This is a genomic window from Amycolatopsis sp. (genome assembly GCF_036008905.1).
GTDB lineage: Bacteria > Actinomycetota > Actinomycetes > Mycobacteriales > Pseudonocardiaceae > Amycolatopsis.
In genome coordinates this window covers 1-22,504 of record NZ_DASYMU010000023.1, presented here as the reverse complement: position 1 = coordinate 22,504, position 22,504 = coordinate 1, and the positions used below count along the sequence as shown (strand labels likewise).

At 68.9% G+C, this 22,504-nt stretch carries 18 protein-coding genes; 9 read left to right on the top strand and 9 right to left on the bottom strand.

Features of this window, described 5'->3' with window-relative positions; translation table 11 throughout:
• Together VGP60_RS04380 and VGP60_RS04375 are read left to right on the top strand one after the other, a co-directional pair.
• Window positions 1-1,164, top strand: coding sequence for a DUF58 domain-containing protein (locus tag VGP60_RS04380; protein ID WP_327546538.1), 1,164 nt, complete (start codon window positions 1-3; stop codon window positions 1,162-1,164).
• Entirely contained in the window at window positions 1,161-3,308 is a 2,148-nt protein-coding gene (locus VGP60_RS04375) for a transglutaminaseTgpA domain-containing protein (protein ID WP_327546537.1), read from the top strand. The genes VGP60_RS04380 and VGP60_RS04375 overlap by 4 nt, the downstream gene beginning before the upstream one ends.
• 53 nt (window positions 3,309-3,361) lie before the next feature.
• On the opposite strand, the gene VGP60_RS04370 is transcribed toward VGP60_RS04375, so the two are convergent.
• Window positions 3,362-4,708, bottom strand: coding sequence for a serine/threonine protein kinase (locus VGP60_RS04370; protein ID WP_327546536.1), 1,347 nt, complete (start codon window positions 4,706-4,708; stop codon window positions 3,362-3,364).
• 153 nt (window positions 4,709-4,861) lie between these two features.
• Here VGP60_RS04370 and eccD point away from each other — a divergent pair, with 153 nt between their 5' ends.
• Both eccD and eccB read left to right on the top strand, forming a co-directional pair.
• The gene (gene eccD, locus VGP60_RS04365) at window positions 4,862-6,244 is read left to right on the top strand and encodes a type VII secretion integral membrane protein EccD (protein WP_327546535.1); all 1,383 of its coding nucleotides are present in this window, start codon (window positions 4,862-4,864) and stop codon (window positions 6,242-6,244) included.
• Between the two features lies 1 nt (window position 6,245).
• Complete coding sequence (gene eccB / locus VGP60_RS04360; protein ID WP_327546534.1) at window positions 6,246-7,652, top strand: type VII secretion protein EccB; 1,407 nt, start codon at window positions 6,246-6,248, stop codon at window positions 7,650-7,652.
• A gap of 184 nt (window positions 7,653-7,836) precedes the next feature.
• On the opposite strand, the gene VGP60_RS04355 is transcribed toward eccB, so the two are convergent.
• The 3 genes from VGP60_RS04355 to eccCa all read right to left on the bottom strand — a co-directional run bounded on the left by VGP60_RS04355 (window position 7,837) and on the right by eccCa (window position 13,545).
• Entirely contained in the window at window positions 7,837-9,171 is a 1,335-nt protein-coding gene (locus tag VGP60_RS04355) for a hypothetical protein (protein ID WP_327546533.1), read from the bottom strand.
• Between the two features lie 5 nt (window positions 9,172-9,176).
• On the bottom strand, window positions 9,177-9,494 hold the full coding sequence (locus tag VGP60_RS04350) for a hypothetical protein (RefSeq protein WP_327546532.1): 318 nt from the start codon (window positions 9,492-9,494) through the stop codon (window positions 9,177-9,179).
• Window positions 9,495-9,585: 91 nt separating this feature from the next.
• Window positions 9,586-13,545: a type VII secretion protein EccCa gene (gene eccCa / locus VGP60_RS04345; protein WP_327546531.1), complete on the bottom strand. Its 3,960-nt coding sequence runs from the start codon at window positions 13,543-13,545 to the stop codon at window positions 9,586-9,588.
• A 165-nt stretch (window positions 13,546-13,710) separates the two neighbouring features.
• Here eccCa and VGP60_RS04340 point away from each other — a divergent pair, with 165 nt between their 5' ends.
• Together VGP60_RS04340 and VGP60_RS04335 are read left to right on the top strand one after the other, a co-directional pair.
• Window positions 13,711-14,049: a WXG100 family type VII secretion target gene (locus VGP60_RS04340; protein ID WP_327546530.1), complete on the top strand. Its 339-nt coding sequence runs from the start codon at window positions 13,711-13,713 to the stop codon at window positions 14,047-14,049.
• Window positions 14,050-14,076: 27 nt separating this feature from the next.
• Window positions 14,077-14,373, top strand: a complete 297-nt coding sequence (locus tag VGP60_RS04335) for a hypothetical protein (RefSeq protein ID WP_327546529.1) — start codon at window positions 14,077-14,079, stop codon at window positions 14,371-14,373.
• A gap of 58 nt (window positions 14,374-14,431) precedes the next feature.
• Here VGP60_RS04335 and mycP read toward each other — a convergent pair whose 3' ends face one another.
• The 5 genes from mycP to VGP60_RS04310 are packed head-to-tail and all read right to left on the bottom strand — an operon-like array spanning window position 14,432 to window position 18,258.
• Window positions 14,432-15,712, bottom strand: coding sequence for a type VII secretion-associated serine protease mycosin (mycP, locus tag VGP60_RS04330; RefSeq protein WP_327546528.1), 1,281 nt, complete (start codon window positions 15,710-15,712; stop codon window positions 14,432-14,434).
• Window positions 15,709-16,194, bottom strand: a complete 486-nt coding sequence (locus VGP60_RS04325; protein ID WP_327546527.1) for a hypothetical protein — start codon at window positions 16,192-16,194, stop codon at window positions 15,709-15,711. The genes mycP and VGP60_RS04325 overlap by 4 nt, the downstream gene beginning before the upstream one ends.
• Window positions 16,195-16,225: 31 nt before the next feature.
• Window positions 16,226-17,542 (bottom strand): hypothetical protein, encoded by a 1,317-nt coding sequence (locus VGP60_RS04320; RefSeq protein WP_327546526.1) that lies wholly within the window; start codon window positions 17,540-17,542, stop codon window positions 16,226-16,228.
• 18 nt (window positions 17,543-17,560) lie between these two features.
• On the bottom strand, window positions 17,561-17,875 hold the full coding sequence (locus tag VGP60_RS04315) for a hypothetical protein (protein WP_327546525.1): 315 nt from the start codon (window positions 17,873-17,875) through the stop codon (window positions 17,561-17,563).
• A complete protein-coding gene (locus VGP60_RS04310) occupies window positions 17,872-18,258 on the bottom strand; it encodes a YbaB/EbfC family nucleoid-associated protein (RefSeq protein WP_327546524.1) in 387 nt (128 codons plus the stop codon). Before VGP60_RS04310 ends, VGP60_RS04315 begins: the two co-directional genes overlap by 4 nt.
• A 237-nt stretch (window positions 18,259-18,495) precedes the next feature.
• Between VGP60_RS04310 and VGP60_RS04305 the strand changes: the two genes are divergently transcribed.
• The 3 genes from VGP60_RS04305 to VGP60_RS04295 all read left to right on the top strand — a co-directional run bounded on the left by VGP60_RS04305 (window position 18,496) and on the right by VGP60_RS04295 (window position 22,373).
• Window positions 18,496-19,509, top strand: coding sequence for an ABC transporter permease (locus VGP60_RS04305; protein ID WP_327546523.1), 1,014 nt, complete (start codon window positions 18,496-18,498; stop codon window positions 19,507-19,509).
• 57 nt (window positions 19,510-19,566) lie between these two features.
• The gene (locus VGP60_RS04300; RefSeq protein ID WP_327546522.1) at window positions 19,567-21,321 is read left to right on the top strand and encodes an ABC transporter substrate-binding protein; all 1,755 of its coding nucleotides are present in this window, start codon (window positions 19,567-19,569) and stop codon (window positions 21,319-21,321) included.
• A gap of 71 nt (window positions 21,322-21,392) precedes the next feature.
• Window positions 21,393-22,373 carry an ABC transporter permease gene (locus tag VGP60_RS04295; protein ID WP_327546521.1) on the top strand — a complete coding sequence of 327 codons (981 nt, stop codon included), beginning with the start codon at window positions 21,393-21,395 and terminating at the stop codon, window positions 22,371-22,373.
• The last annotated feature ends 131 nt before the right edge of the window (window positions 22,374-22,504 follow it).

Sequence of the window (22,504 nt, the reverse complement as noted above, 5' to 3'; positions counted from 1 at the left end):
ATGCGGTTGACCCCGCGCGGAATCGCCCTGCTCGTCGTCTCCGCGGGACTGCTGGCTGGTGGGTTCTGGGGCAGCTACCCGCTTTTCCTCGCGCTGGGCGGAATCCTGCTCGGCGCGGTCGTCGCCGCGGTGCTCGTCACCGCGCGCGGGCTGCACGTCACGGTGAGCCGTGAGGTGTACCCGGACAGGGTGGAACGCGGCCGTCCGGCGCTCGCGAAGCTGCTCGTCAAGAATCCGGGAGTCAAGCGGCATGGTGGATTTTTGGCCAATGACCGGCTGGCCAATGACCGGCTGGCCAACGACCGTGCTGGACGCGGTTCGCGGACCGTGCGCGTGCGGGCCCTCGCGCCGGGCGGGAAAGCGACCTATCACTACGAACTGCCGACGGAGGTGCGTGGCCGGATGACGGTCGGGCCGCTCACCCTGCACCGCGTCGACCCGTTCGGGCTGGCGAGCAACCGGTTGTCCACCGGGGAAACAGGCACGCTGTGGGTCCATCCGCGCAAGTACGCGGCACGGGCGCTCGTCGGCGGTCATCCGCGTCACCACCACGAAGGCACCACCACCGATGAGTCGCTGCGGGGCTCGATCGACCTTCGGGACGTGCGCGAGTACGTCATCGGCGACGAAGTCCGGCACCTGCACTGGAAAGCCAGTGCGCGGACCGGGAAGCTCATGGTCCGCGACTACGCCGATCCCGAGCAACCGCGCTTCACCCTCCTGCTTGACACCCGCGGAGACGCGCTCAAACCCGAGGCCTTCGAAGAGGCCGTGGATTTCGCCGGCTCGCTGATCACGGCTTCGGCACTCGCCGGGCATCACACCCGGCTCGTCACCTCCAGCGGTGCCGACTTGCCGACTTCCGGTGGTGCGCTGGCCTCTCGGCGTCTGCTCGACGAGCTTTGCCAAGTGGCCCAAGGCAAAGGCGACTTGCTCGTGCCGCAGGTCCTGTCCGCCACCCGGAACGGCGGTGGCTGCCTCACGGTGGTGACTTCGGGGTCGGCGGAGCTCGGGGCGCTCGCGGGTTTGCGGGGGCGGTACTCCTCGCTCGTGATCGTCGACATCGCGCCGGGCGGAGCGGCTCCGGCCGTCCGCGGCGCGCGGGTGCTGCGGGCCGAGGGCGCCGGACTCGCGGTACGCAAGTGGAACGAGATGGCCGGATGAACCGCTTGTCCTGGGCGTGCGTCCTGCTCGCCGCCGCCGTCGCCGGCCTGTTCTTCAGCCCGGTGTTCGGCTTGGGGCCGTTGCTCTTGCCGATCGGCGTGACCGTTCTGCTCGCGTACGGCGTGACAGAACTGTGTGCGCACAAGGAATCGCTCGTCCCGTGGCGTCCGCTGCTCGTAGTGGTTGCCGGGCTCTTGGGGATCACCGAGACGGTGCTCTTCCCGACGACCGTGGGCGGGCTGCCCACCGGTGAAACGTTCGCGGCACTGGCGTCCGGGGTCACCGATTCTTGGCAGTCGACCCTGCAGTCGACCTGGCCCGCGCGGCCCGAACCGGCGTTGCTGCTGTTCGTCCCGCTGCTGGTGCTGGTGGCGATCGCACTGGGAATCGAGCTGCTGCAACGACTTCGTAAGCCGCTGCCGGCGTTGGCGCCGAGCTTCGCCGTCGTGATCCTGAGCCAGCTCTACTCGTCGCTGTCCGATACGACCGCGCTCGGATCCGCGTTCGGCTACGCGGTCGTCGCCGGGACTTTGCTGGCCGTGACGCGCCCGGCTTCGGACCACGATCGGCCGGATGGCGCCGCGGCGCGGAAACTGGCGTTCGCGACGGCCGTTCCCGCGGTGGTACTGGGTTTGGCCGCGGCGATCGCGGCCGGGCTGCTCGTCTCCGGGCCCGCGTACTCGCTCAAGGACGACCAGGCGGCGCCGCTGAACTCCGCGCGGGTGACCAGCCCGTTGAACGAGATCGCTTACCGGCTCGAACATCCGGGAACCGAGGTGTTCAGCTTCCGGTCCGCCACCAAGGTCGACCGCTGGCCACTGGTCGTCCTCGACTCCTTCGACGGCGTCAACTGGACGCCGGGCGGCAGCTATCGCCGTCTGGGCACCGAATTGGCGCCGGGTCCTTCCGTCACAGTGCCGAGCCGGCAGCGGACCGCGACCGTCAGCGCCCAAGACGTCGGCGGACCCTGGCTGCCCAGCCAGACCTGGCCCGCCGGGGTGACCGGGCTCGATCCGCTCGTCGAGGAGGCGCAGGGCACGCTGGTCCTGCAGAACCGGCCACGGGCTGACGCCGATTACACGCTGACTTGGTGGGAACCGCAGGTCGACCCGAAAGCCCTCCGCGATGCCACGGTCGACTCGTACGCGCCGGGCGGCTTGGGAAGTGTCGGCGAGGTGCCGCCGGGCGTCGGTGAGCTCGCGCGGAAGTCGGTGAACGGGCTGCGCGCCAGCTTCCAGACCGCGCTGCTGCTGGAACAGTTCTTCAACGACAACTACCGCCTGACAACGGGTTCCGGCCTGCCGAGCGGGCACAGTTGGCCGCAGCTCAGCAAGTTCCTGCTCGAAACCCGACAAGGCACGAGCGAGCAGTTCGCCGCGGCTTATGTGGCGATGGCCCGGATCGTGGGCATCCCCGCCCGGCTCGCCGTCGGCTACCGCGCGCCCACGGCACCCGGTCCTGACGGTTCGTACTCCGTCCGCAACGGCGATGTCCTGGCGTGGCCCGAAGTCGCCGTCGCCGGTGTCGGCTGGGTGCCGATGGATCCCAGTGGTGAGGCCAGTGCGGGCGGCGCCGCGGGGGCCGGCGGTCTGGCCGCGGCCACCGCGCAGGCCCGTGCGCAGTTGCCGCCGGCGGGACAGCTGAAGGACGCGCCCGTGTCGAAGCCCGGCCCCGGTGGGGCGAGGGGCGGCGACGATGGCGACGACGGCCCGTTCCCGTGGGAAACGGTGGCGATCGTGGTGACGGCGTTGGTCCTGTTGTGGTTCTGCGGAATTCCGCTGCTCAAGCTGGCCCGCTCGCGGCGACGCCGTCGTCGGCCCGGTCTGGGGGCGGTGCTCGGCGCGTGGCATGAGGCGCGTGACCGGCTGCGGGAGCACCACGTGCCGGTGACCATCGGGATGACCGTGCGGGACCTCGCCGTCGCGGCCGGGGATCTCGGCGGGAAGTCCACCACGGACGGCCTGCGTACGTTGGGGTCCACTGTGGACGCGGCGCTGTGGTCGGGGAAGGATCCGTCCGCCTACGCCGCCGCCGATGCCTGGGCCGCCGTGCGGACCGTCCGGCGTGGCCTCGCCCACCGCGGCCTGCGCGCCCGCCTGCGCGCCGCCGTCAACCCGCGCCCCCTGCTCCCGCCGCGCTCCTAGAGAGGGCGCAACCTTCGCCATCTGTCGACAGATGGCGGTAGTTGCGGTCGTTACTAGCCTCGGCAGGTCGCGCCGCGGATGGGCTTCGGCGAGCTTTCGGCGAGGGTGAGGCCGTTGGTCGCCTGGACCGAGAAGCAGTACTTTCGCAGCGGGTCCACCGGGACGCTCAGTGTGTGGTTCCGCTGCGCCAGCAACGTTTTCTGCGGGATCTCGTCCCCGGCGACGATCACGGCGTAGTCCATCTGGTCGTCGCTGCTGCGCCAAGCCAGATCGACGGAGTTGCCCCGATCGGCGGGCTCCATGAGCTCGATCTGCACCACGGGCGCGGCTGACGACGTCGGCACCGGAACCGGGGGCGCGGTGTTCACCGAGGCCGGTGGGATGGCCATCTCGGCCGGGTCGTTCCGGATCAGGAGCACCGCGGCGACGGCGAGCACCGCCACCGTCCCGGCGACGGCGAGCACGAGCCCGGTACGGCCGGTGGTGGTCCGTTCGGGCTTGCGGGGGCCGGAAACGGCCAGCGGCTGACCCAGGTTGCGCGGTGCCGGCGATGGTGGGGGCGCACTGGCGAAATCGTCGAAGCCCTCGGGCCTTTCCACAATGGACGGTGCGGCGAACATGGCGCCCAGCTGCGCGGCGACGGCACCCGCGTCGGCGGGCCGCGCGGCGGGGTCCTTGGCCAGCAGTGCGCCGACGAGCTCGGCGAGTCCACGGGGCAGGTCCGGGCGGCTCAGCGGCGCGACCGGGGTCCCGAGGACGCGCAGCACGTGCTCGCCAGGCTGTTCACCGCGGTTCGGCGGATGCGGCGCGACGCCGGTCAGCGCCAGGTGGAGGATGCCGCCGAGGCCGTAGAGGTCCGAACGCTCGTCCGAGGTCCCGTCGCGCACGGTCTCCGGCGGCAGGTAGTCGACGTTGTACATCGGGTCGCGGGGGAACGCATCACGCAACGCGCGGCCGAAGTCGGACAACACGGGTTCGCCGGACGGCCGGAACAGCACGTTGCCGGGGGTGACGCCACCGTGCCGGACACCCGCCTTGTGCGCGGCGGCCAATGCCGTCGCCACGGACTGGCCCAGTGCGACGGCGTCGGCGGCGGAAAGCGGGCCGAACACGCCGATCAGCTCCGGCAGCGACTGCGAGCACAGCTCCATCCGCAGCGCGGAGCGTCCGCCGGGCAGCTCCTCGACGCCGTCGGCGACCAGGATCGGCGCCTGCGCGCGCAGGGGTGTCAGCCGGGACAGCTCGCGATCCAGCTCGGTGCGGGTCCGCTTCGCGAGCCGCTCGGGAAAGACCTTGAACGCGACGGCGTCGCCGGATTCCGGGCGCACCGAGGCGAACACGCTCGCCACTGGGCCTTGGGCGAGCGGAACCAGTTCGCCGTGATCGGGATTCGTCGCCATCGGTGCTCGTCTTCGTCGGGGTCGGTCCGGGACTGAGTGTGTCATCTAGCTGCCGACCCGGTTCCGTGACCGCGCGGACTACCCCATCGTAGAAAACGCGCCAACAGGCAGGAGCCGCGCGGCAGGTTGCTGCCGCCGAGAGGGAAGGCCCGGATGAAGACCACAGGCCTGGTCAGAGTGACCGTCGCGGCGCCGCGACGGCGGATCGACATGGCGTTGCCGGAGCGCTCGCCGGTGGCCGAAATCCTGCCCGCCCTGCTGAGACACGGCGGTGAGAGCCTGGCCGACGACGGTGCCGCCGACGGCGGGTGGCTGCTCCGGCGGGCCGACGGCACCGCGCTCGACAGCGCGCGTTCGCTGGGCGCGCACCGCGTCCACGACGGTGAGGTGCTGCACCTGGTTTCGCGGCGCACGGAATGGCCGGAGCTCGAGTACGACGACCTCGTCGACGCCATCGCGACCGGCGCCGGCCGGACCGGGCGCCTGTGGGGGCCGCTCCAAACCCGCCAAGCCGGTCTCGCGGCCGGGGCGATCGGGGTGCTGCTCGCGCTGGTCGCCGTGCTGCGGGCGGGGCCGCCATGGCCGGGTCCGGGGTATGTCGCGCTGGGGTTCGCCCTGGCCTTGCTGGCCGCGGGGACGGCGTTGTCGCGGGCGATGGGGGACGCGGGCGCCGGGTCGGTACTGGCCGCGCTCGCCCTCCCGCACGCGTTCGCCGGCGGGGCGTTGCTGCCCGGTGGCGGGTTGGCGCTCACCGAGTTCGGCGCGCCCCAGGTGCTGGGCGGGTGTTCGGCGTTGCTGCTCGTCGCGGTGCTGGGGTACCTCGGCGTCGCGGACCGGGCCGCGGTCTTCGCGACCGGTGCCACGGCCGGGCTGTTCGGCGCGCTGGGCGCCTGGGCCGCGTCCACCGAACCGGTGGACGCCGCCGGCGCCGCGGCGATCGTGGCCGGGGTGACGCTCGTGTTCTCGCCGCTGTTCACCCCGCTCGCGATCCGGCTGAGCCGTGTGCCGATGCCGGTCCTCCCGCGCACCGCGGCCGACCTCGTACGCGACGACCCGCAGCCGCCGCGGCACGCCGTCTACGCGGCAGTGCTGCGCGCGGACGCCTTGCTCACCGGCATGATTTCGGGTTCCGCGCTCGTGACCGTGGTGTGCCAGATCGTGTTGGCCTTGGCTGGCAGCACGACCGCGGTCGTGCTGCTTGTCTTGCTGTGCCTGGGTTTCTGTCTACGGGCGCGGTTGTATCCGGCGATACGCCATCGAATGCCGATGCTGGCCACCGGGTTGACCGGCGCCGCTTGTTTGGCCGCCGGACCGCTGATGGCCGACTCCGCGCACTTGATCGTCATGGTCGGACCCGTGCTGCTCGTCGGCGCGGGACTGATCGTCCTCATCGGACTCGTGTACAGCAGGAAGACGCCGAACGCCTACCTCGGCCGGTATGCCGAAACGCTGGAGGTGCTGATCGTGCTCGCCTGTGTGCCGGTCGTCTGCGGGATCGTCGGCCTGTTCGGTTTCGTGCGCGGGCTGGGCGGCTGACATGGCGTCCAAACGCGACCAGTTGCAGGCACACCAGTTCCTCGTCCAGCGCGTGATCTCCGCGGTGGTCGGCCGGGAGACCGACCCGGAACAGCCGCCGTTCCGCCGCCCGTCGACGGCCGCGTTCGCCAGTGTCGCCCTCGCGGTGATCGCGCTGATCGCCGTCGGCGTCTACGGGCTCGTCGTACCGGGTGGCAACAAATCATGGCAGAGCGGGAAAGCGGTCATCGTCGAGAAGGAGACCGGCACGCGGTACGTCTATCTCGACGGGCGGCTGCATCCGGTGATGAACTACGCGTCGGCTCTGCTCGCCCTCGGTGAGCACGGCGAAACCGTTTCGGTGTCGAGTAACTCCTTGGTGGACGTTCCGCGTGGGCCGCGGATCGGCATCGCCGACGCACCGGACGCCTTGCCGGGCAAGGACAGGATGCTCACCGGCGCCTGGTCGCTGTGCTCGGCACCGGCGGCCGACGCGACCGGGTCCACTGTGGACAGATCCGTGCTCATGGTCGGCGAAGAACCGGAGGGTGGACATCCTCTCGGTGACACCGCGCTGCTCGTCGAGGTACCGGAAACGGGGGAGCAGTCCCTGATCTGGCGTGGCTATCGGCACCGCATCAAACAGCCTGACGCCGTCACCGTTGGCCTCGCCCTGCGATCCGAACCCCGGGCGCGTGTCGACTTCGCGATGATGGACGTCCTCCCCGCCGGACAGCCGATCGCGCCCATCGCCGTCTTCGGTATCGGGAACCCGTCCACGGCCGTGCCGGGGCGGACGGATCTGCGGGCCGGGCAGGTGCTCGTCTCCGAGATCTCCGGAGGCGGGAAACAGTACTATTTGGCGGAAACCGACCGTCTGCGGCCGATTTCCGAGTTCCAGTACGACATCCAGCGCGCCTACAAGCCGACGGCGTCGGCCTATGGTGGCGGTGAGCCGATGGGGATCCCGCTGGGACTGCTGGGAGTCGCCGAAGCCCGCCAGGATCCTGTTGTGCTGGCCGGTCCGGACTCCGCTCCCGTGGTGCGTCCCGAATTCGCGGGCACCAGTGGGGACGAGATGGCGATCTGCGCCACCTACGACCCCGGTTCGCCCGTCCCGCGCCTCAGCTTCGATCCGCGGATGCCCGCTGCCGACCCGATGGAGGCGACCCCGCAGCGCACGCAACTCGGCACCCCGCTCGCCGACCAGGTCGTCGTCCCGCCGGGCTGGGCCGCACTGATCGAGGTCTCGCCGGTGGGCACACCGATGATCGTCACCGACCAGGGGCGCGGGTACGCGATGGCGGGTCCGGAGGTGCTCGGGATCCTGGGGTACGGCGACCTGACTCCGGTCCGGATACCCGCTTCACTCGTCGCACGCCTGCCGCAGGGCAGTGGCCTCGACCCGCAAGCCGCGCTTTCGCGCTAGCCGCTGACCGCGCCACCCCCATCGCGGTCAGCGTCACCCCCCCCAACGCCATGAACGGACCCTTCCTCTCAAAAAACGAGAGGAAGGGTCCGTTCATGGCGTTTCGGGTGCCCGCGAGATGTCGACATAACGTGATCTCTTACGAACTAAGAGACCGCGTTATGTCGACAGATGGCGGCGGTTGTTAGCTGGGTAGGGGGCGGTGGGGGGTTTCGACGTGCCAGAGGTCTTCGTCGAGGAGTTGGACGGTGGTCGCTTCGGAGTCTTCGTCGCGACGGCCGGACGTCGAGCGGCCTGCCGGAGTGAGGAACGTCGACTTCCCGTCCAGTTTCCCGGCTCGGCCTCGCAGTTTCGGCGGGACACCGGGGACCGTGCGGAGCGGGCGCCCCCGGCCGGCGGCCGGGGAGGCGGTACCAGCCCTCGGGGCACCGCCGGCGGCACCCGCCCCGCCCAGTCCGCCCGCCATCGGCGGCATCATCGGCGTACTCCCGCTCGTGCCCAATGGGCGGTTCGCGGTCTGTGCGCCGGCGGTCTCGGCTCGGACGGGCGCTTGGCCCGCCGCGGGGGTGGCCGACGCGGCGACGGTCGTGCCCGCCTTGGGAATCGACGTCACCCCGGCCGAGCCGAGGCCGCCGGTCGGACGGATGGCGCCGGGGGTGAGCCCGCCTGTGGGACGGATGGCGCCGAGGCCCGAGACCGTGGGAATCAAGGTGGCTGACATCGGCGTGGGAGTCGGCAGATTCGGTGAGATCGGGGCAACTGTTGGGGGCAGGCTGCCGATGGGAGTCGGCGCGGTGAGTCCGGCCAACGATGGTCCTGCGCCCGCGGGGGAGAGGGAACCTGTCGGTGAGGGAGCCGCAGCAGCACCACCAGGAGCGCCCGCCGGGCTGGCACCGCCGGCAGGGGCACCACCGGCCGGGCCGCCGGCAGGAGCCGCAGTAGGTGCGCTAGCAGGAGCGGTACCACCAGCGGGAGCAGCTCCACCCGCAGGCCCGCCCGGTGCCGGGCTCGACCCGGTCTTCGGCCCGTCCCAAACGATCCCCGGTCCGGACGCCTTGTTTGTCGCGGCCCCGGCGGCGACGAACAACGTCGCCACCTTGTTCAGCGCCCCACCCGCGACCTGGGCCGCCTGTTTTGCGGCGGCGTCCATGGCGGCCTGGTCGGGATAGGTCTGGTTCGCGTACTGGTTGTAGGCATCCAGTACCTCGGTATACGCCGTGCCGATGCCGTCTCGAAGCAGACCCAGTCTGCCCACGACGTTCGAAGACGCCACCGCGGCTTGCTTCTGCCGGATCGCGGCGACGCTCTTGCCGGTCCGCTGGAGAAACAGTTTTCCAGCGGCGTCCGGCCATTGCGAACCGGCGCTGGACGACTCGTTCTCCAGGCTCCTCCCGGAGTTCTGCAGTTCCACCTCGTAGGCGATCCAGCGGTCGATGCTCGGCTGGATCCGTCCGGCGTGCCCGTTTTCGACGGTCGCCAGGCGCAGCAGCTCGACGATGTCCAGTGTCGTGTAGTCCATTGTGGTCACCGCTCCCGTGCGTCGAAGGACTGGGCGATCGCCGCCGCGCTGGTGAAGTCACGGTCGAGGTACTCGTCCCGGCAGGCGGCGACGATCTGCCGGTAGGCGTCGAATCCCTGGGCTTCCTCGGTGAGGAATTTCGTGGTCTCCGCGTCGGCCAGGGCTTCCGCTTCGCCGAAGGTCGAACACTCCGCCATCCCACCGCCGCAGGCCATCGGTTGCGCCTTGGTCACCGCCCCCACATCGGGTCCGATGAGCCGTTCGGTGAAAGTGGTCAGCGCATCGGTCTCGATGTCGACACCGTCGCCGATCGGTACGCTCATTTCGTTCCTCCCCAACAGGTGTGTGCGTTTCGCTCAAGCCAACCAGCCGGACGCCGGGCGCGGACGTCCGCGACAGCAACCGGCCACGACGTCATTCTTCGGGCGGCAGCCACGCCAGCTGCACGAGCCGTGGCGCCTGTTTGCGCGTGACGAGCCGGCCACGCCCGGCGGGCAGCGGTTCCGCTTTGAGCCCGCCCAGCAGCGGACCTTCGTCCTTGTCGCCGGAGAGCAGCAGACCCGGCGTGCCGACGTCGCGCAGCCGCGAGATGAACGGCTCGAACAACGCCCGCCCGGCACCGCCCGTGCGCCGCGTGAGGACGACGTGCAGCCCGATGTCGCGGGCCTGCGGCAGGTATTCGAGCAAGGGCTGCAACGGGTTGTCGAGCGGGACGGCCACCATGTCGTAGTCGTCGACCAGGATGAACAGCTCCGGCCCGCGCCACCAATTCCGTTTGCGGAGCTGGTCGGGGGTGACGTCCTTGCCCGGCATTCGTTGCGCCATCCCGAGCGCCGCCTCGGCGATGAGGCTTTTCGTGGTGGTGCTGTCGGTTCCGTAGCCGATGAGGTGCTCGGAGGTGACCTCGCCGAGCAACCCGCGCCGGTGGTCGATCAGGAGCACCCTGGCCTCGCTCGGGGCGTAACTGTCGACGATTCTCCTGGCCAGCACGCGCAAGAACGCCGTCTTGCCGGACTCGGAATCGCCCAGCAGCAGGAAATGCGGGTCGGTGGTGAAGTCGAGTCGCACCGGTCCGAGATCGTGCTCGGCGATGCCGACGGTGAGCCGATGCCCGGCCTCGGCCGGATCATCACGCACCGCGAGTTCCGCGTAGGGCAAGGTCGGCGGCAGCAGCCGGATCCCCGGGGCCCGTTCGCCCGCCCAGGCTCCGGCGATGGCCTCCACCAGTGCGGCCGACGCCTGCGAAAGGTCCACATCGGACTCCACGCCGTCGGCGCGGGGAAGCGCCATGAGCAGCTGGTGCTTCGACGTCGTGATGCCCCGGCCAGGCGCGCCTTCCGGGACGTTCAACGCCGAAACCCGGTCCACAGTGGAATCGATCGGATCACCGAGTCGCAGTTCTATCTTGCTGCCGAACAGATCCCGGATCGCCGGCCGCAGGTCGAACCAGCGGGAGCTCGCGGCGATCACGTGGACGCCGTACGCCAGCCCGCGCGCGGCGATATCGGACACCGTGGCTTCGAGATCCTCGTACTCCTTGCGCAGCGTGGACCAGCCGTCGATGACCAGGAAGACGTCACCGTGCGGGTCTTCGCCGAACTCGCCGCGGACGCGTGCCCGGCGGTAGGAGGTGATGCCGTCGATCTCGTACTCGGCGAACCGGCGTTCCCGCTCCGACAGGAGGTTCATCGTCTCGGCGATCGTGCGCCGCACGGCCGCCGTGTTCTGCCGCCCGGCCACGCCGCCGACATGCGGCAGTCCACGCAACGCCGAGAGCGAGCCGCCCCCGAAGTCGATGCAGTAGAACTGGACTTCGCGAGGTGTGTGTGTCAGCGCGAGACTGGTGATGATCGTGCGCAACGCCGTGCTCTTGCCGCTGCGGGGTGCGCCCATCACCAGCAGGTGCCCGGCCGCGGCGGAGAGGTCGAAGACGAGCGGGTCGCGCCGCTGATCGAGCGGGCGGTCGACGATCCCCGCGACAGCGCAGAGATTACCCGAGCCCGGGCCTGAGGTCAGGCCCCGCGCCGGGTCTTCGCGGAACTTGCCCAGCAGGCCGTCGAGCGTCGGCGGATCGGCGAGCGGGGGCAGCCACACCTGGTGCGCGGGCGTACCGCGGCCCTCGAACCGGTCGACCAGGATGTCCAGCAGGCTTTCCCCGATGGCGTCGTCGAGATCCTTGGCGGCTTCGTCCACTTCGGAATCGTCGGCCGGTGGCGCGAGGTACGACGTCGAGTACTCGAGGAGCGAGGGCGCGTCCTCAGGCCGGATCTGCCGTGGCCCGGCTTCGGGACGGCGGTGCACGCCAGAAACGTACGCGGATCGGAAGCGCGCCATGGGTTCCGTGCCGGACTTCAGGAAGCCGTGGCCCGGCGCGCGGGGGAGTTCGTAGGCGTCTCCCGCGCCGAGCACGGCCCGGCTTTCCATGGCCGAGAACGTCCGCAGGCCGACGCGGTACGACAGATGGGTGTCGAGACCGCGCAGACGGCCTTCCTCCAACCGCTGGCTCGCGAGCAGCAAGTGCACACCGAGCGAGCGGCCGACGCGTCCTATTTGGACGAACATGTCGATGAAATCCGGCTTGGCGGTGAGCAGCTCGCTGAACTCGTCACAGATGACCAGCAGAGTCGGCACTTCCGGCAGCGGAGCTCCGGCCGCCCGTGCTTTCTCGTAGTCCCGCAACGAGGAGAAGTTTCCCGCTGCCCGCAACAGTTCTTGCCGCCGGATCAGCTCGCCGTTGATGGCGTCGGTCATCCGGTCGACCAGCGGCAGCTCCTCGGCGAGGTTCGTGATCACCGCGCTGGTGTGGGGAAGCTTGTCGAGCCGGGTGAAGGTCGCGCCACCCTTGAAGTCGATCAGCGCGAAGTTGAGCGAGTTCGGGGGATGGGTGACGGCCAGCGCGAGCACCAGCGTCCGCAGCAGCTCGCTCTTGCCCGAGCCGGTCGCGCCGATGAGCAGCCCGTGCGGCCCCATACCGTCCTGGGCCGACTCCTTGAGGTCGATTTCGATCGGTGAGCCGTCGGGCTGGATGCCGAACATGACCCGCAGCCGGTCGCGGTTCGGGCGCTGGACCCAGCCCTCGGTGGGATCGAAGGCGTACGGGTCGCCGAGGTTGAGCAGCTCCGCGAGGCCGAGTTCCGCGCTGAGCGGCTGTTCGCCCCGGCTGCCTTCGGTGAGCCGGAGCGGCGCGAGCTGGCGGGCCAAGCCTTCGGCGGACATCAGGTCCATGGAATCCGCCTGGCCGAGCTTGGTTTCGCCGTCGAGGGTGAGCGCGCTGAGCGTGCCTTCGGTATCGACGTCGAGCACCAAGGTGGCGCGGTCGAGCGCGCGGGGCGGAACGGTGGTGAGGTCGAGGATCGTCACCCCTTCGACGCCGCCGCCGGTCATGAGATGGTCCGAGCCCGCGATGGTGCCGCCGTCGAGCACGACCACCAGATGCGGGGTCGCGCCGCGGGAACCGCCGGGATCGAAGCGCGGCCGGTGCGCGAGGACGTCGTCGAGCATCGCCTCGATCGCGGTCACCGCGGGCGCGACGAGCCGCAGCGGGCCGAGCGCGTCCGTCTTGTGGGGATGCAGCGCGTGCGGCAGCCACTTGACCCATTCCCAATCCGCCCGGGACGCCGTGCCCGCGCAGACCGCGATGCGCAGGTCGTCCGGCGCCTGCAGGGTCGCGAGCTGAGCGAGGATCGCCCGCACGAGTCCCTTCGCCCGATCCTGGTGACCGCGGAGGTGGATCCGGCCGAATCCGGTGATCGCGACGGCCAGTGGCAGGCCGGGGATCGAGGTGTACGTGGAGATGAACCGCCGCAAAGCCAGTGCCGACAACGGTTCGAGCTGTTCGAGCGGCAGCGTGTCGGGCGCGATGAGCGCGGTGGCCGGGCTCTGCGGGCCGAGGCCGATCCGGGCCACGGCGAAGTCGCCGTCGTCGGGACGCCTTTCCCACAACCGGAAGCTGGCGGCCATCGACGTCAGCGCGTCCGGCTCGGGATGGAGGTAGCACAACGCGTCGCGCTGTTTGCTCACTGTCCTGAGTAGACGGACACGGTGCTGCGCGAGCCTGCGCAAGTACAGTCGGCGGGCGTTGCCCATCTCGCGTTTGCTCGGGCCACCACCGTTGAGGAAAGCCGCGATGCCCATGCCGAGCATCGCCACCCCGAACAGCCCGAAGACGACGTAGCGCAGCGGACCGTTGGCACTGCCGGAAAAGCTGAGCGCCATCGCCGCCATCATGGCGATCATCGGCAGGGCCATCAGCGCCTGCGTCCACGTCTTCCCGGACGGAGTGGGGATCTCCGGTGGCGCTTCGAGCACGAGTTCGCCCGAAGGCAGCTCCGGTGCGGGCCGGCGCAGCGGCCTCTTCACGACCACGGTCGCCACGATGGACCCCCTTCTGCGGATTGTCTTGAGCTTGATCGTCGCCGAAGAAACCGCTGTTGAGAGGGGCGTGGCAGGAAGGTGACTCGACGACTCCGCGGCGCTCCCGCGTGCGGTTAGCTCGGTGACAGCAGGGAAAAACCGCACGGCCGGAAGGAATAGCAGCTCATGTCCATGCAAGACCAGCTTCACGGCGAGTTGGCCAGCCTCGATCGGGCGGCCTCCATGGCGGGCACCGTCTCGACCGACATCGAAGGCCACCGCTCCGCGCTCCGGCCGGCGGTCGAAGCGCTCCGCGGGCAGTGGGAAGGCGCCGCGTTCAAGGCGTTCCTCCCCGCCCACGAACAGTGGGAGGCCGGGATCACGCGGCTTGTCGCGGCGCTCGGCAACCTCGGCGACAACACGAGGTTCTCCTCGAACGCCTACGCGATGGCCGACGAGAACAGCGCTTCCGCCCTCACCGCCGTCCAGGGTCACAGCCCGTTCGGCGGCGCACTCCAGGGCTGAGTGCCCTGCCACGAAAGGAGAAACACCATGTTGATCAGGGGAAACTTCAGCCAGCTCACCGACCTGGCCTCGCAGATCATGGCGACGGTCAAGAAGGTGGAGCAGGAGATGGACACCTGGCAGTCCACCGCGGGCGCCACTTCGGCCGACTGGCTCGACGGCGCGGGTGGCAAGTTCGGCGAGGTGAGCGCGGCGTGGCAGCAGGTCTCGACCGCGCAGCAGGCGATGCTGCAGGCACTGCGCGGTGGGGTCGACACCTCCAACAACGAACTCCAGCAGGCACTCAGCTCCGCGGTCTCCCGCGTCGGCAGCACGTCTATCTAGTTGTACGTGAAGGCCCCCTCACAGCGTGTGACGCTGTGAAGGGGGCCTTCACGTATTTCTACTGCTCGGTGGCAGGGGGCGACAGCAGGAAGACCTGGTCGGGCACCTCGTCCAGCGCCCGCGACGCGGGCAGCGCGGCCGCGTAACGCGGACGCCAGCCAGAGCGTCGCCCCCGGGTGAGCACCAGCGCCAGCGCGACACCGAGCAGCGCAACCACCGCCACACCACCAGCGGCGAGACGGGCACCAAGCCCGGCCCGATCCCACCAAGCCGCGGCCCGAGCCTGCTCGACGTCGACAGGCGGCACGGTCACCGCGCCCATGGGAGCGGGCGCGGCTGTGGCCAAGCCGTCGGTCACCGCGCGGTACGGATCCACCATCCCGACGCCGTATGCGGGGCTGTTCGCGCCACCGCGGGCCGGGTTGACCGTCGCCAGGATGCGCGCGGCGACCTGTGGCGCGGTCAGTTCTGGCCAGGCCGCCCGCACCAGCGCGGCTGTCGCGGAGACGAACGGCGCCGCGAAACTCGTGCCCTGCCAGTAATCGTGGCCGCTCACCCGTGCCGCGCCCAGCACCGCGCCGCCCGGGGCGACGAGGTCGACCTGCGGGCCGATCTGCGACCCGGACAGCCGCGCGCCGTCGACGTCGGCCGCGCCGACACCGAGTACACCGTCGTAGGCCGAGGGGAACGACACCCGGGGAGTGGAACCCTGCTGTGCGTTGCCCACGGCCGCGATGACGAGCGCGTCCTTCTCGCGCGCGTGCGCGACCGCGTCCCGCACGTACTGGTTGTCGATGTCACCTGACAGTGAGAGGTTGATGACCTTCGCGCCCTGGTCCGCCGCGTACCAGATACCCCGCGCGACGACAGCGGGATCGAGCGCGGCAGACGTGCCGTTGTCGGTGACGTCCCGCTCGGTGACACGGACCGGCAGGATCCGCGCTCCCGGCGCGATTCCCGCGAACCCGACACCGGGGACCGGGTCGGCGGCGATGATGCTCGCGACCGCGGTGCCGTGTGACGCGCAGTCGAAGTTCCCCGGCAGGTCGCCGACCAGGTGGAAATCCTGTCCCGGCAACACTTTCCCCGGCCTGCTGAGCTGCGGATGGTCGGCGTCGACGCCGGAATCCACCACGGCGACGAGCACGCCTTCACCGGTGCTGTGCGGCCAGACGGCTTTGGGGGCCAGCATCTGTTGCGCCCACGGCTGTTCGGTGATCTGCGGGTGTCCCGGCGTGGGGTTGCCACACGCCCCGGCGGGTGGGGCGGCCAGCGCGACCCCCGGCGTGACGGCCGCTGTCAACGCTGTCGCGGCCAGTACGGCACCGATCCCCTTCACAACGGGAAGTATTCGGAAGGTTTGACGCTGCGCACGAAATTCTGGAAGTCCTTGACGAACTCGTCGAACCGGTCGGCCGTGGTGGTGAGCACGAGATCGATGATCGCGCGCTTCGCCGGTTCGTCGACGTCGTGCATCGAGAGATAGGCCTGACACTGCACGAGGTCGTGGGGCTGACCCTCTATTGTGGACTTGATTTCGAGGGTCTGGGTGAAGCCCGCGTCGACGGCGGTGCTGGTCAGGACCCGTACCTCGCCCACCGATTTCTTGAGCCTGGCGACCGATTCTCCGGCGACGGTCTCGAGTTCGACGTCGTCGTCCCGATAGTCGCCACTGATCGTGATGTTGGTGGTGAAGCCGTCGTGGGCGGGCGGGTGCAGTGCGACGAACGCCGCGCCGGGGGCACCGACCTCGTCGGGCGGTGCGGCAGTCCAGCCCTCCGGCAGGCTGAACTCGATGCGGACGGGAAGTTGTGTGGCCATGTCGGAGTAATCCTTTCGTTCGTGGTGGCGGTCAGTCGAACAGGTCCGCGGCCCAGTCTCCCGCCTGTTGCACGCCTTCGCCGATGTCGTTCGCGACCGTGGTCGCCCCGTCGCCGATCGCGTCCGCCACGTCGCCCGCGGTTTCGACGACCTTGGCGGGGTCGATGGTGATCTCCCCGCCGATCTTGCCGCCGACACCCAGCCCGATTCCGGCCTCGCCGCCGATGGTGAACTTGCCGTCCTTGAAACCGAAATCGACGTTCGCCTCGGCCCCGACCCCGACCCAGCCTTCGGCCTTGACGCCCGCGCCGATGCCGGCGACGTCGGCCGACGCCTCCACTTCGGCCCGTGCCCCGGCGAAGGCCGAGGCACCCGCGTGTACGCCGTCCCTGCCGACAGCCAAGGATGCTTCGGCTTCGGCTCCCAAGGACGCTGTCCCGGCGAGCTTCGGTTCGGCCGGACCCAGCGTCGCCTTCAGTTCACCCGCGGCGGTCACCGCGGCTCCGCCTTTGGCCGTCACCTCCAGCCCGTTCTTGTCGAGGGTCGCCGACAGTTCGCCGTTCACTCCCGCCTTCAGCGAACCTTCGCTCGACAGCGTGAGGTCTCCGAGCGCGGCTTCCGAAGCACCCTTGAGCTCGAAGGCGTTGAGCTCGCCTTCGATCTTGCCCAGATCGAGGCCGAGGTTCGGACCGCCTTCTTCCTCCCCGGCCGCGTCCTTCTTCGGATCCTGGTCACCGAACTGCTTCTTGTCCTCGTCCTTGACGGGGCTGTCACCGTCGCCGAACTCGGTTTCGTCCGACAAGGACAGCTTGCCCGCGTCGTTGCCCTCCTCTTCGGGGGCGGCATCATCAGTGGCACCGGGAGTGCCTTCGGCCGGCGACGCGGCGATAGCCGAAGCCGTCGAATCGATGAACTTGGTGACGGCGGCGGCGACTTGGTTGACGAAGTCGTCCTGGAGCCCGGCCTGCGCCCCACCGGGGATCGCCGAAAGCTGGGCGTAGAGCGGGATGTTCTGTTGGATGAACCCGCTGATGGAGGTCTTCGTCTGCTCGACCGCGCCCGCGAAACTGTTCGCCTGGGCGGCGAGGGCGCGCATGCTCTGCTCGTTGCGGCCCGCCGACGCCGCCAGCTCTTGGGTTTTGCCCAGGAACTCGGTACCGGCGGCGTCCTGCCAGCTTTCGCTCAGCCCGGCCGGGGTGGTCTTCCCCGCCTCGCCGAAGCTCGCGGCGGCGAGCTCCCAGGACTCGGCGAGAACGCGCATCCTGTCTTCATCGGTGTCGGGCCAGCCCGTGAGGGCTTTGACCCGGGGCCACAGGCCGAGATCACTCGGCGGCTCCGCGACGGCCATGATCGGAACTCCTGGTGGTCAGCGAGAGAAGGCGCCGGCGGCGGTGCCGTCGTGGGTTTCGTAGCCGGCGGCGGAAATCGTGCCCGCGCCGCCGAGGTCCTGGAACTGCCCGGGAATCCGATCCGCGGTGGAGCGGACCGTTTCGCTGGCGCCGGTGTAGCCGGCGCGAAAGGCCGCGCCGAGTTTCCCGCTCCCGATTCCGGATTCATTGGCGGAAATGTCGCTTTTACGACTTTGCCACGCAGAATCGAGCTTTTGTCCGGTATCGGTGATTATCGAAGACTGCTGGGTGGCCATGGTCGTTTCGATATGCGCGAAACCTGGACTGCTCATGACCAGTGGCTCTTTTCGAGTTGGCGATCGAGTCCATGCAGGACCCGGTCGAAACCGAGATCGGTGTCCTCACGCGTCTTTTCCGGCGACAGTGTGTGCTTGGTGAGCTCGAAGACCTGGTCATGGGCCTGGGAGACGGCTTCGCGGATCGTGGCGGTGATGGCCTTCGCGAGCGCGGCGGAGTCGGTGTCGCGGTAGATCCGGGGATCGAGCCGGAGTTCGAGAAGCTCGCCGCGGCCGTCGACGGACGCGCTGATCAGCCCAGACCCGGATTCCGCCGACGCCTCCACCGCCGCCAGCTTCCCCTGAACGGCCAGCAGGTCGTCCCTGATCTTCCCGTAGTCGAGGGTCAACTCGTCCGGACGGCACCACGATCTGTCCATTGTGGCCTCCCTGTTCGCGCGCTTCGGCCGGTTTCTCGGATCGTCAGTGTCGGGCGCGCCGGGGAGAATCGGGTGTCCGTGACAGCTTCCGGCCAGCGAGTGGCCACGGTGAGGAATCGGCCGACTACCGAGCATTCCGTTTCGTGACCATAAAACAGACTGTCGTAGGTTGACGGAACCTTTGTTCGGAACGTAAATTCCGCCCATTCATTGGGTCAATTGGTTGAGCGGGGTTACGTGTCCGAGCTGCTTTCGACCGAGTTGACCGCCGGTGGCATAGTCGGTGCCAATCCGGCCGGCTCGAAGAAACCGCCGGCGGGGCGATCGCCGGGACAGCTCGCCTGGCGGCGGTTCCGCCGCGACAAGGCCGGCATCATCTCCGGTTCCGTGGTGCTGTTCTTCTTCCTCGTCGGCCTCGGCGCGCCGCTGATTTCGTTGCTGTATGGGAAGGATCCGAACACCCACTACGGCGCCGACCGGCCGGGACTGCTCAGCGACACCGGAATCCCGTTGAAACCCAACGGTGGCATCGACGGCGAGTTCTGGTTCGGCCTCGAACCCAAGCTCGGCCGGGACGTGCTGATGCAGCTGGTCTACGGCATCCGGACGTCGTTGCTGATCGCGCTCGTGGTGGTGGCGATCGTGACCGCGCTCGGCACGGTCATCGGCATCGCCGCGGGATACCTCGGCGGCAAGGCCGACTACTTCATCGGACGGCTCATCGACGTCCTGCTCGCGATCCCGTCCACGTTGTTCTATCTGGCCTTCATGCCGGTCGCGCTGGCGCTGTTCATCGCGCCGGGCAAGGAAGCTCCGGCGTGGTTGAGATCGTTGTCGCTCGTACTGGTGCTGTCGGTGTTCGGCTGGACGCGGATCGCGCGGCTGCTGCGCGGACAGGTGCTTTCCTTACGGGAGCGGGAATTCGTCGAAGCCGCCCGGGTTTCCGGGGCGAGCTCGCGGCGGATCATCCTCAAGGAACTGCTGCCGAACCTGCTCACGCCGATCCTGGTCGTGGCGACCCTGGACGTGCCGGCGATGGTCACCACGGAGGCCGCGTTGTCGTACCTCGGTGTCGGCATGGTCGAGCCGACCCCGGACTGGGGCCGCATGATCCACGACGGTGGCGACTACCTGATGACGGACATCACCTACCTCACGTTCCCGGGTATCGCGCTGATCATCTTCGTGGTCGCGTTCAACCTGCTCGGTGACTCCGTGCGTGACGCGCTCGACCCGAAATCCCACCGCTGAACCACATCCACGGCGCCGACGTCCGACGGTGGCGTTCGCAGTGAACCAAGGAGACAGATGAAACCGAAGATCATTCTGGGCGTGAGCGCGGTCGCGATGCTCGTCGTCGCCGGCTGTAGCGCCGGTGGGCAGAACACATCGTCGGCCGACGCGCCCAAGGCCGAGGTCAGCAAAGTCTCCGTCGACAAGGACGGCTCCCAGTCCAAGGGACCGGCTTCGGAGATTCCCGGCGCACGCAAGGGCGGCATCATCACGCCGCTGTGGCGCCAGGACCAGACGCACTACGACCCCGCGCAGATCCAGACCTCGCCGGATCAGACCATCAGCGAGCTGCTCGAGCGACGGCTGACGATGTACAAGAACGTCGATGGCAAGACCGTCCTGGTCGGCGACCTCGCCACCAACGCCGGTGAGACCACCGATGGCGGCAAGACCTGGAAGTTCACCCTCAAGGACGGCATCAAGTACGCCGACGGTTCGCCGATCGTGGCCGCCGACGTCAAGTACGCGGTGGCGCGGTCGTTCTCCACCAAGTACTCGCGCGGCTTCCCGTACATCCAGACCTGGCTGGCGGGCACCGAGGAGTTCTCGAAGTTCTACCCCGGCCCGTACGAAGGTGGCGAGCTTTCGAACGACAAGGTCGAGGCGCCCGACGCCAAGACCGTGATCTTCAAGTTCACCGAGCCCCGCACGGATCTCCCGTTCGCCGCCGCGCTGGGCACCACCGTCCCGGTGCCGCAGGCGAAGGACACCAAGGAAGGTCTGGACCAGAACCCGATCACCTCTGGCCCGTACAAGATCGCCTCACACGAGGTCGACAAGAGCCTGACGCTGGTCAAAAACGACCAGTGGGACCCGAACACCGACTCGATCCGGCACCAGTACGTCGACGGGTTCACCTTCCAGTTCGGCCCGCAGATCGCCGAAGTGACCGACCGGCTCACGGCGTCGGCGGGCGACGACAAGAACTCGACGAGCCTGTACGCCGCCGTCGCGCCCGAGCGGCTCGACCAGGTCATGAACGACCCGAAGGTCAAGCCGCAGATCCTCGACCAGGCCACGGCGGGCTCCGAGGTGTACTCGATCAACACGAGCCGGATCACCGATCTCAACGTGCGAAAGGCCCTTCTCGTCGCGTTCCCCAAGGAGCAGGCGCGTAAGACCAAGGGCGGCCCGTACGCCGGTGACTTCTCCACCACCCTCGGTTCTCCGGTCAACGCGGGCTGGAAGAAGTACGACCTTCCCGGTATCACCGACGTCAACCCGATGGGTGACCCGGTGAAGGCCAAGCAGATGCTGACCGATGCCGGCAAGCTCGGCCAGTCGATCTCGCTGGGCTACAACCAGACCCCGGCCGGTGAGAAGGAAGGCCTCGCGATCGCGGACGGCCTCGAGAAGGCCGGCTTCAAGGTCGAGAAGATCCCGATGCAGGCCAAGACGTTCAACGACAGCCGGGACAACGTCAACAACAACCTCGACCTGTACTGGTCCTCGTGGGCGGCAGACTGGCCGACCGGTGTGACCGTGTACCCCGAGGTCTACGACGGCCGGAAGATCGGCGACGGCAGGCCGAACAACAGCCACTTCAACGACCCTGCGGTGAACGCGGAGATCGACCGGATCCTCAAGATCACCGACATCACCGAGCAGGGTGCCGAGTTCATGAAGCTCGACCAGAAGATCATGGAGCAGGTCCCGGCGATTCCGTACATCTACACGCGGCGTCAGCTCATGACCGGCGCGAACATCGGTGGCGGTTCGGTGGACAGCCACACCGTGATGAACCTGAACAACCTCTTCATCAAATCCTGAAGTTCTGATGTTCTAGCAGTGCCGCGCCGGGCGACCCCCGGCGCGGCACACCCCCTTGGAGAAACCCGCCGATGCTGGCATTCCTCGCACGCAGGCTGTTGGGCGCCGTGGTGATCCTGCTGATCATCAGTGCCGTCACGTTCTTGCTCTTCTTCGCCGTGCCCGGCAACGAAGTGGCCGCGCTGTCGTGCGGGAAGTCGTGCACGCCGGCGATCATGGAGGGGATCCGGCACGACCTCGGCCTGGACCATCCCGTCTGGCAGCAGTACCTGACCTATCTCGGCGGAATCTTCGGCGGGCGGGTCATCGGCGACAACGCCTGCAACGCGCCCTGTCTCGGTTATTCGTTCGTCAACAAGCAGCCCGTGTGGGACACCGTCGTCAGCAGGCTCCCGGTGACGGTCTCGCTCGCTATCGGCGCGGTGGTGCTGTTCCTCGTCTTCGGCGTCGGGCTCGGCATGCTCGCCGCGCTGCGCAAGGGAAAGCTCGCCGACAAGATCTCGATGGCCTTCGCGCTGCTCGGCGGGTCGATGCAGATCTACGTCATGGCACCGTTTTTCCTCTACATCTTCGTCTACAGCACCGACCTCATGCCGCGGCCGTCGTACACGTCGTTCTTCGTCAGCCCGCTGGACTGGGTCAAGGGCCTGATCCTGCCGTGGATCTGCCTGGCGATCATCCACACCGCGTACTACGCACGATTGACGCGATCGTCCATGGTGGACGTGCTCAACGAGGATTTCATCAGAACCGTTCGCGCCAAAGGTCTTACGACGAACCAGGTGTACGTCAAACACGCGTTCCGCGGCGCGATGAGTCCTATCGCGACGATCCTCGGACTCGACATCGCCGTGCTGTTCGCGGGCGCCATCATCACCGAGCAGTCCTTCGGGCTGGTCGGTGTCGGGCAGCTCGCGGTGAACTCGGTGCTGGCCTCGGACCTGCCGATGATGATGGGCGTGGTGCTGCTCGCCGCGACAGCGGTGGTCGTCGCCAACATCGTCGTCGACGTGGTGTACGCCGCCATCGACCCACGGATCAAGGTCGCATGACCGCCCCGGAGCTCGTGAGGTCGTGTCCGGTGAGTCTGCTCGCGGTCTCCGCGCCCAGGCGGCCCCTGGCGGCACGGGGGATTCGACCGAGTACGTCCAGTACGAGGCCGAATCCCCCGCACCACCAGGAA

Bases quoted from the DNA above. Each gene is read 5' to 3' on its own strand.
- VGP60_RS04300 (WP_327546522.1), top strand. From the start codon at position 19,567: ATGAAACCGAAGATCATTCTGGGCGTGAGCGCGGTCGCGATGCTCGTC.
- VGP60_RS04350 (WP_327546532.1), bottom strand. From the start codon at position 9,494: ATGAGCGTACCGATCGGCGACGGTGTCGACATCGAGACCGATGCGCTG.
- VGP60_RS04355 (WP_327546533.1), bottom strand. From the start codon at position 9,171: ATGGACTACACGACACTGGACATCGTCGAGCTGCTGCGCCTGGCGACC.
- VGP60_RS04315 (WP_327546525.1), bottom strand. From the start codon at position 17,875: ATGAGCAGTCCAGGTTTCGCGCATATCGAAACGACCATGGCCACCCAG.
- VGP60_RS04375 (WP_327546537.1), top strand. From the start codon at position 1,161: ATGAACCGCTTGTCCTGGGCGTGCGTCCTGCTCGCCGCCGCCGTCGCC.
- VGP60_RS04340 (WP_327546530.1), top strand. From the start codon at position 13,711: ATGTCCATGCAAGACCAGCTTCACGGCGAGTTGGCCAGCCTCGATCGG.
- VGP60_RS04295 (WP_327546521.1), top strand. From the start codon at position 21,393: ATGCTGGCATTCCTCGCACGCAGGCTGTTGGGCGCCGTGGTGATCCTG.
- VGP60_RS04370 (WP_327546536.1), bottom strand. From the start codon at position 4,708: ATGGCGACGAATCCCGATCACGGCGAACTGGTTCCGCTCGCCCAAGGC.
- VGP60_RS04320 (WP_327546526.1), bottom strand. From the start codon at position 17,542: ATGGCCGTCGCGGAGCCGCCGAGTGATCTCGGCCTGTGGCCCCGGGTC.
- eccD (WP_327546535.1), top strand. From the start codon at position 4,862: ATGAAGACCACAGGCCTGGTCAGAGTGACCGTCGCGGCGCCGCGACGG.
- VGP60_RS04380 (WP_327546538.1), top strand. From the start codon at position 1: ATGCGGTTGACCCCGCGCGGAATCGCCCTGCTCGTCGTCTCCGCGGGA.
- VGP60_RS04325 (WP_327546527.1), bottom strand. From the start codon at position 16,194: ATGGCCACACAACTTCCCGTCCGCATCGAGTTCAGCCTGCCGGAGGGC.
- VGP60_RS04335 (WP_327546529.1), top strand. From the start codon at position 14,077: ATGTTGATCAGGGGAAACTTCAGCCAGCTCACCGACCTGGCCTCGCAG.
- VGP60_RS04310 (WP_327546524.1), bottom strand. From the start codon at position 18,258: ATGGACAGATCGTGGTGCCGTCCGGACGAGTTGACCCTCGACTACGGG.
- eccB (WP_327546534.1), top strand. From the start codon at position 6,246: ATGGCGTCCAAACGCGACCAGTTGCAGGCACACCAGTTCCTCGTCCAG.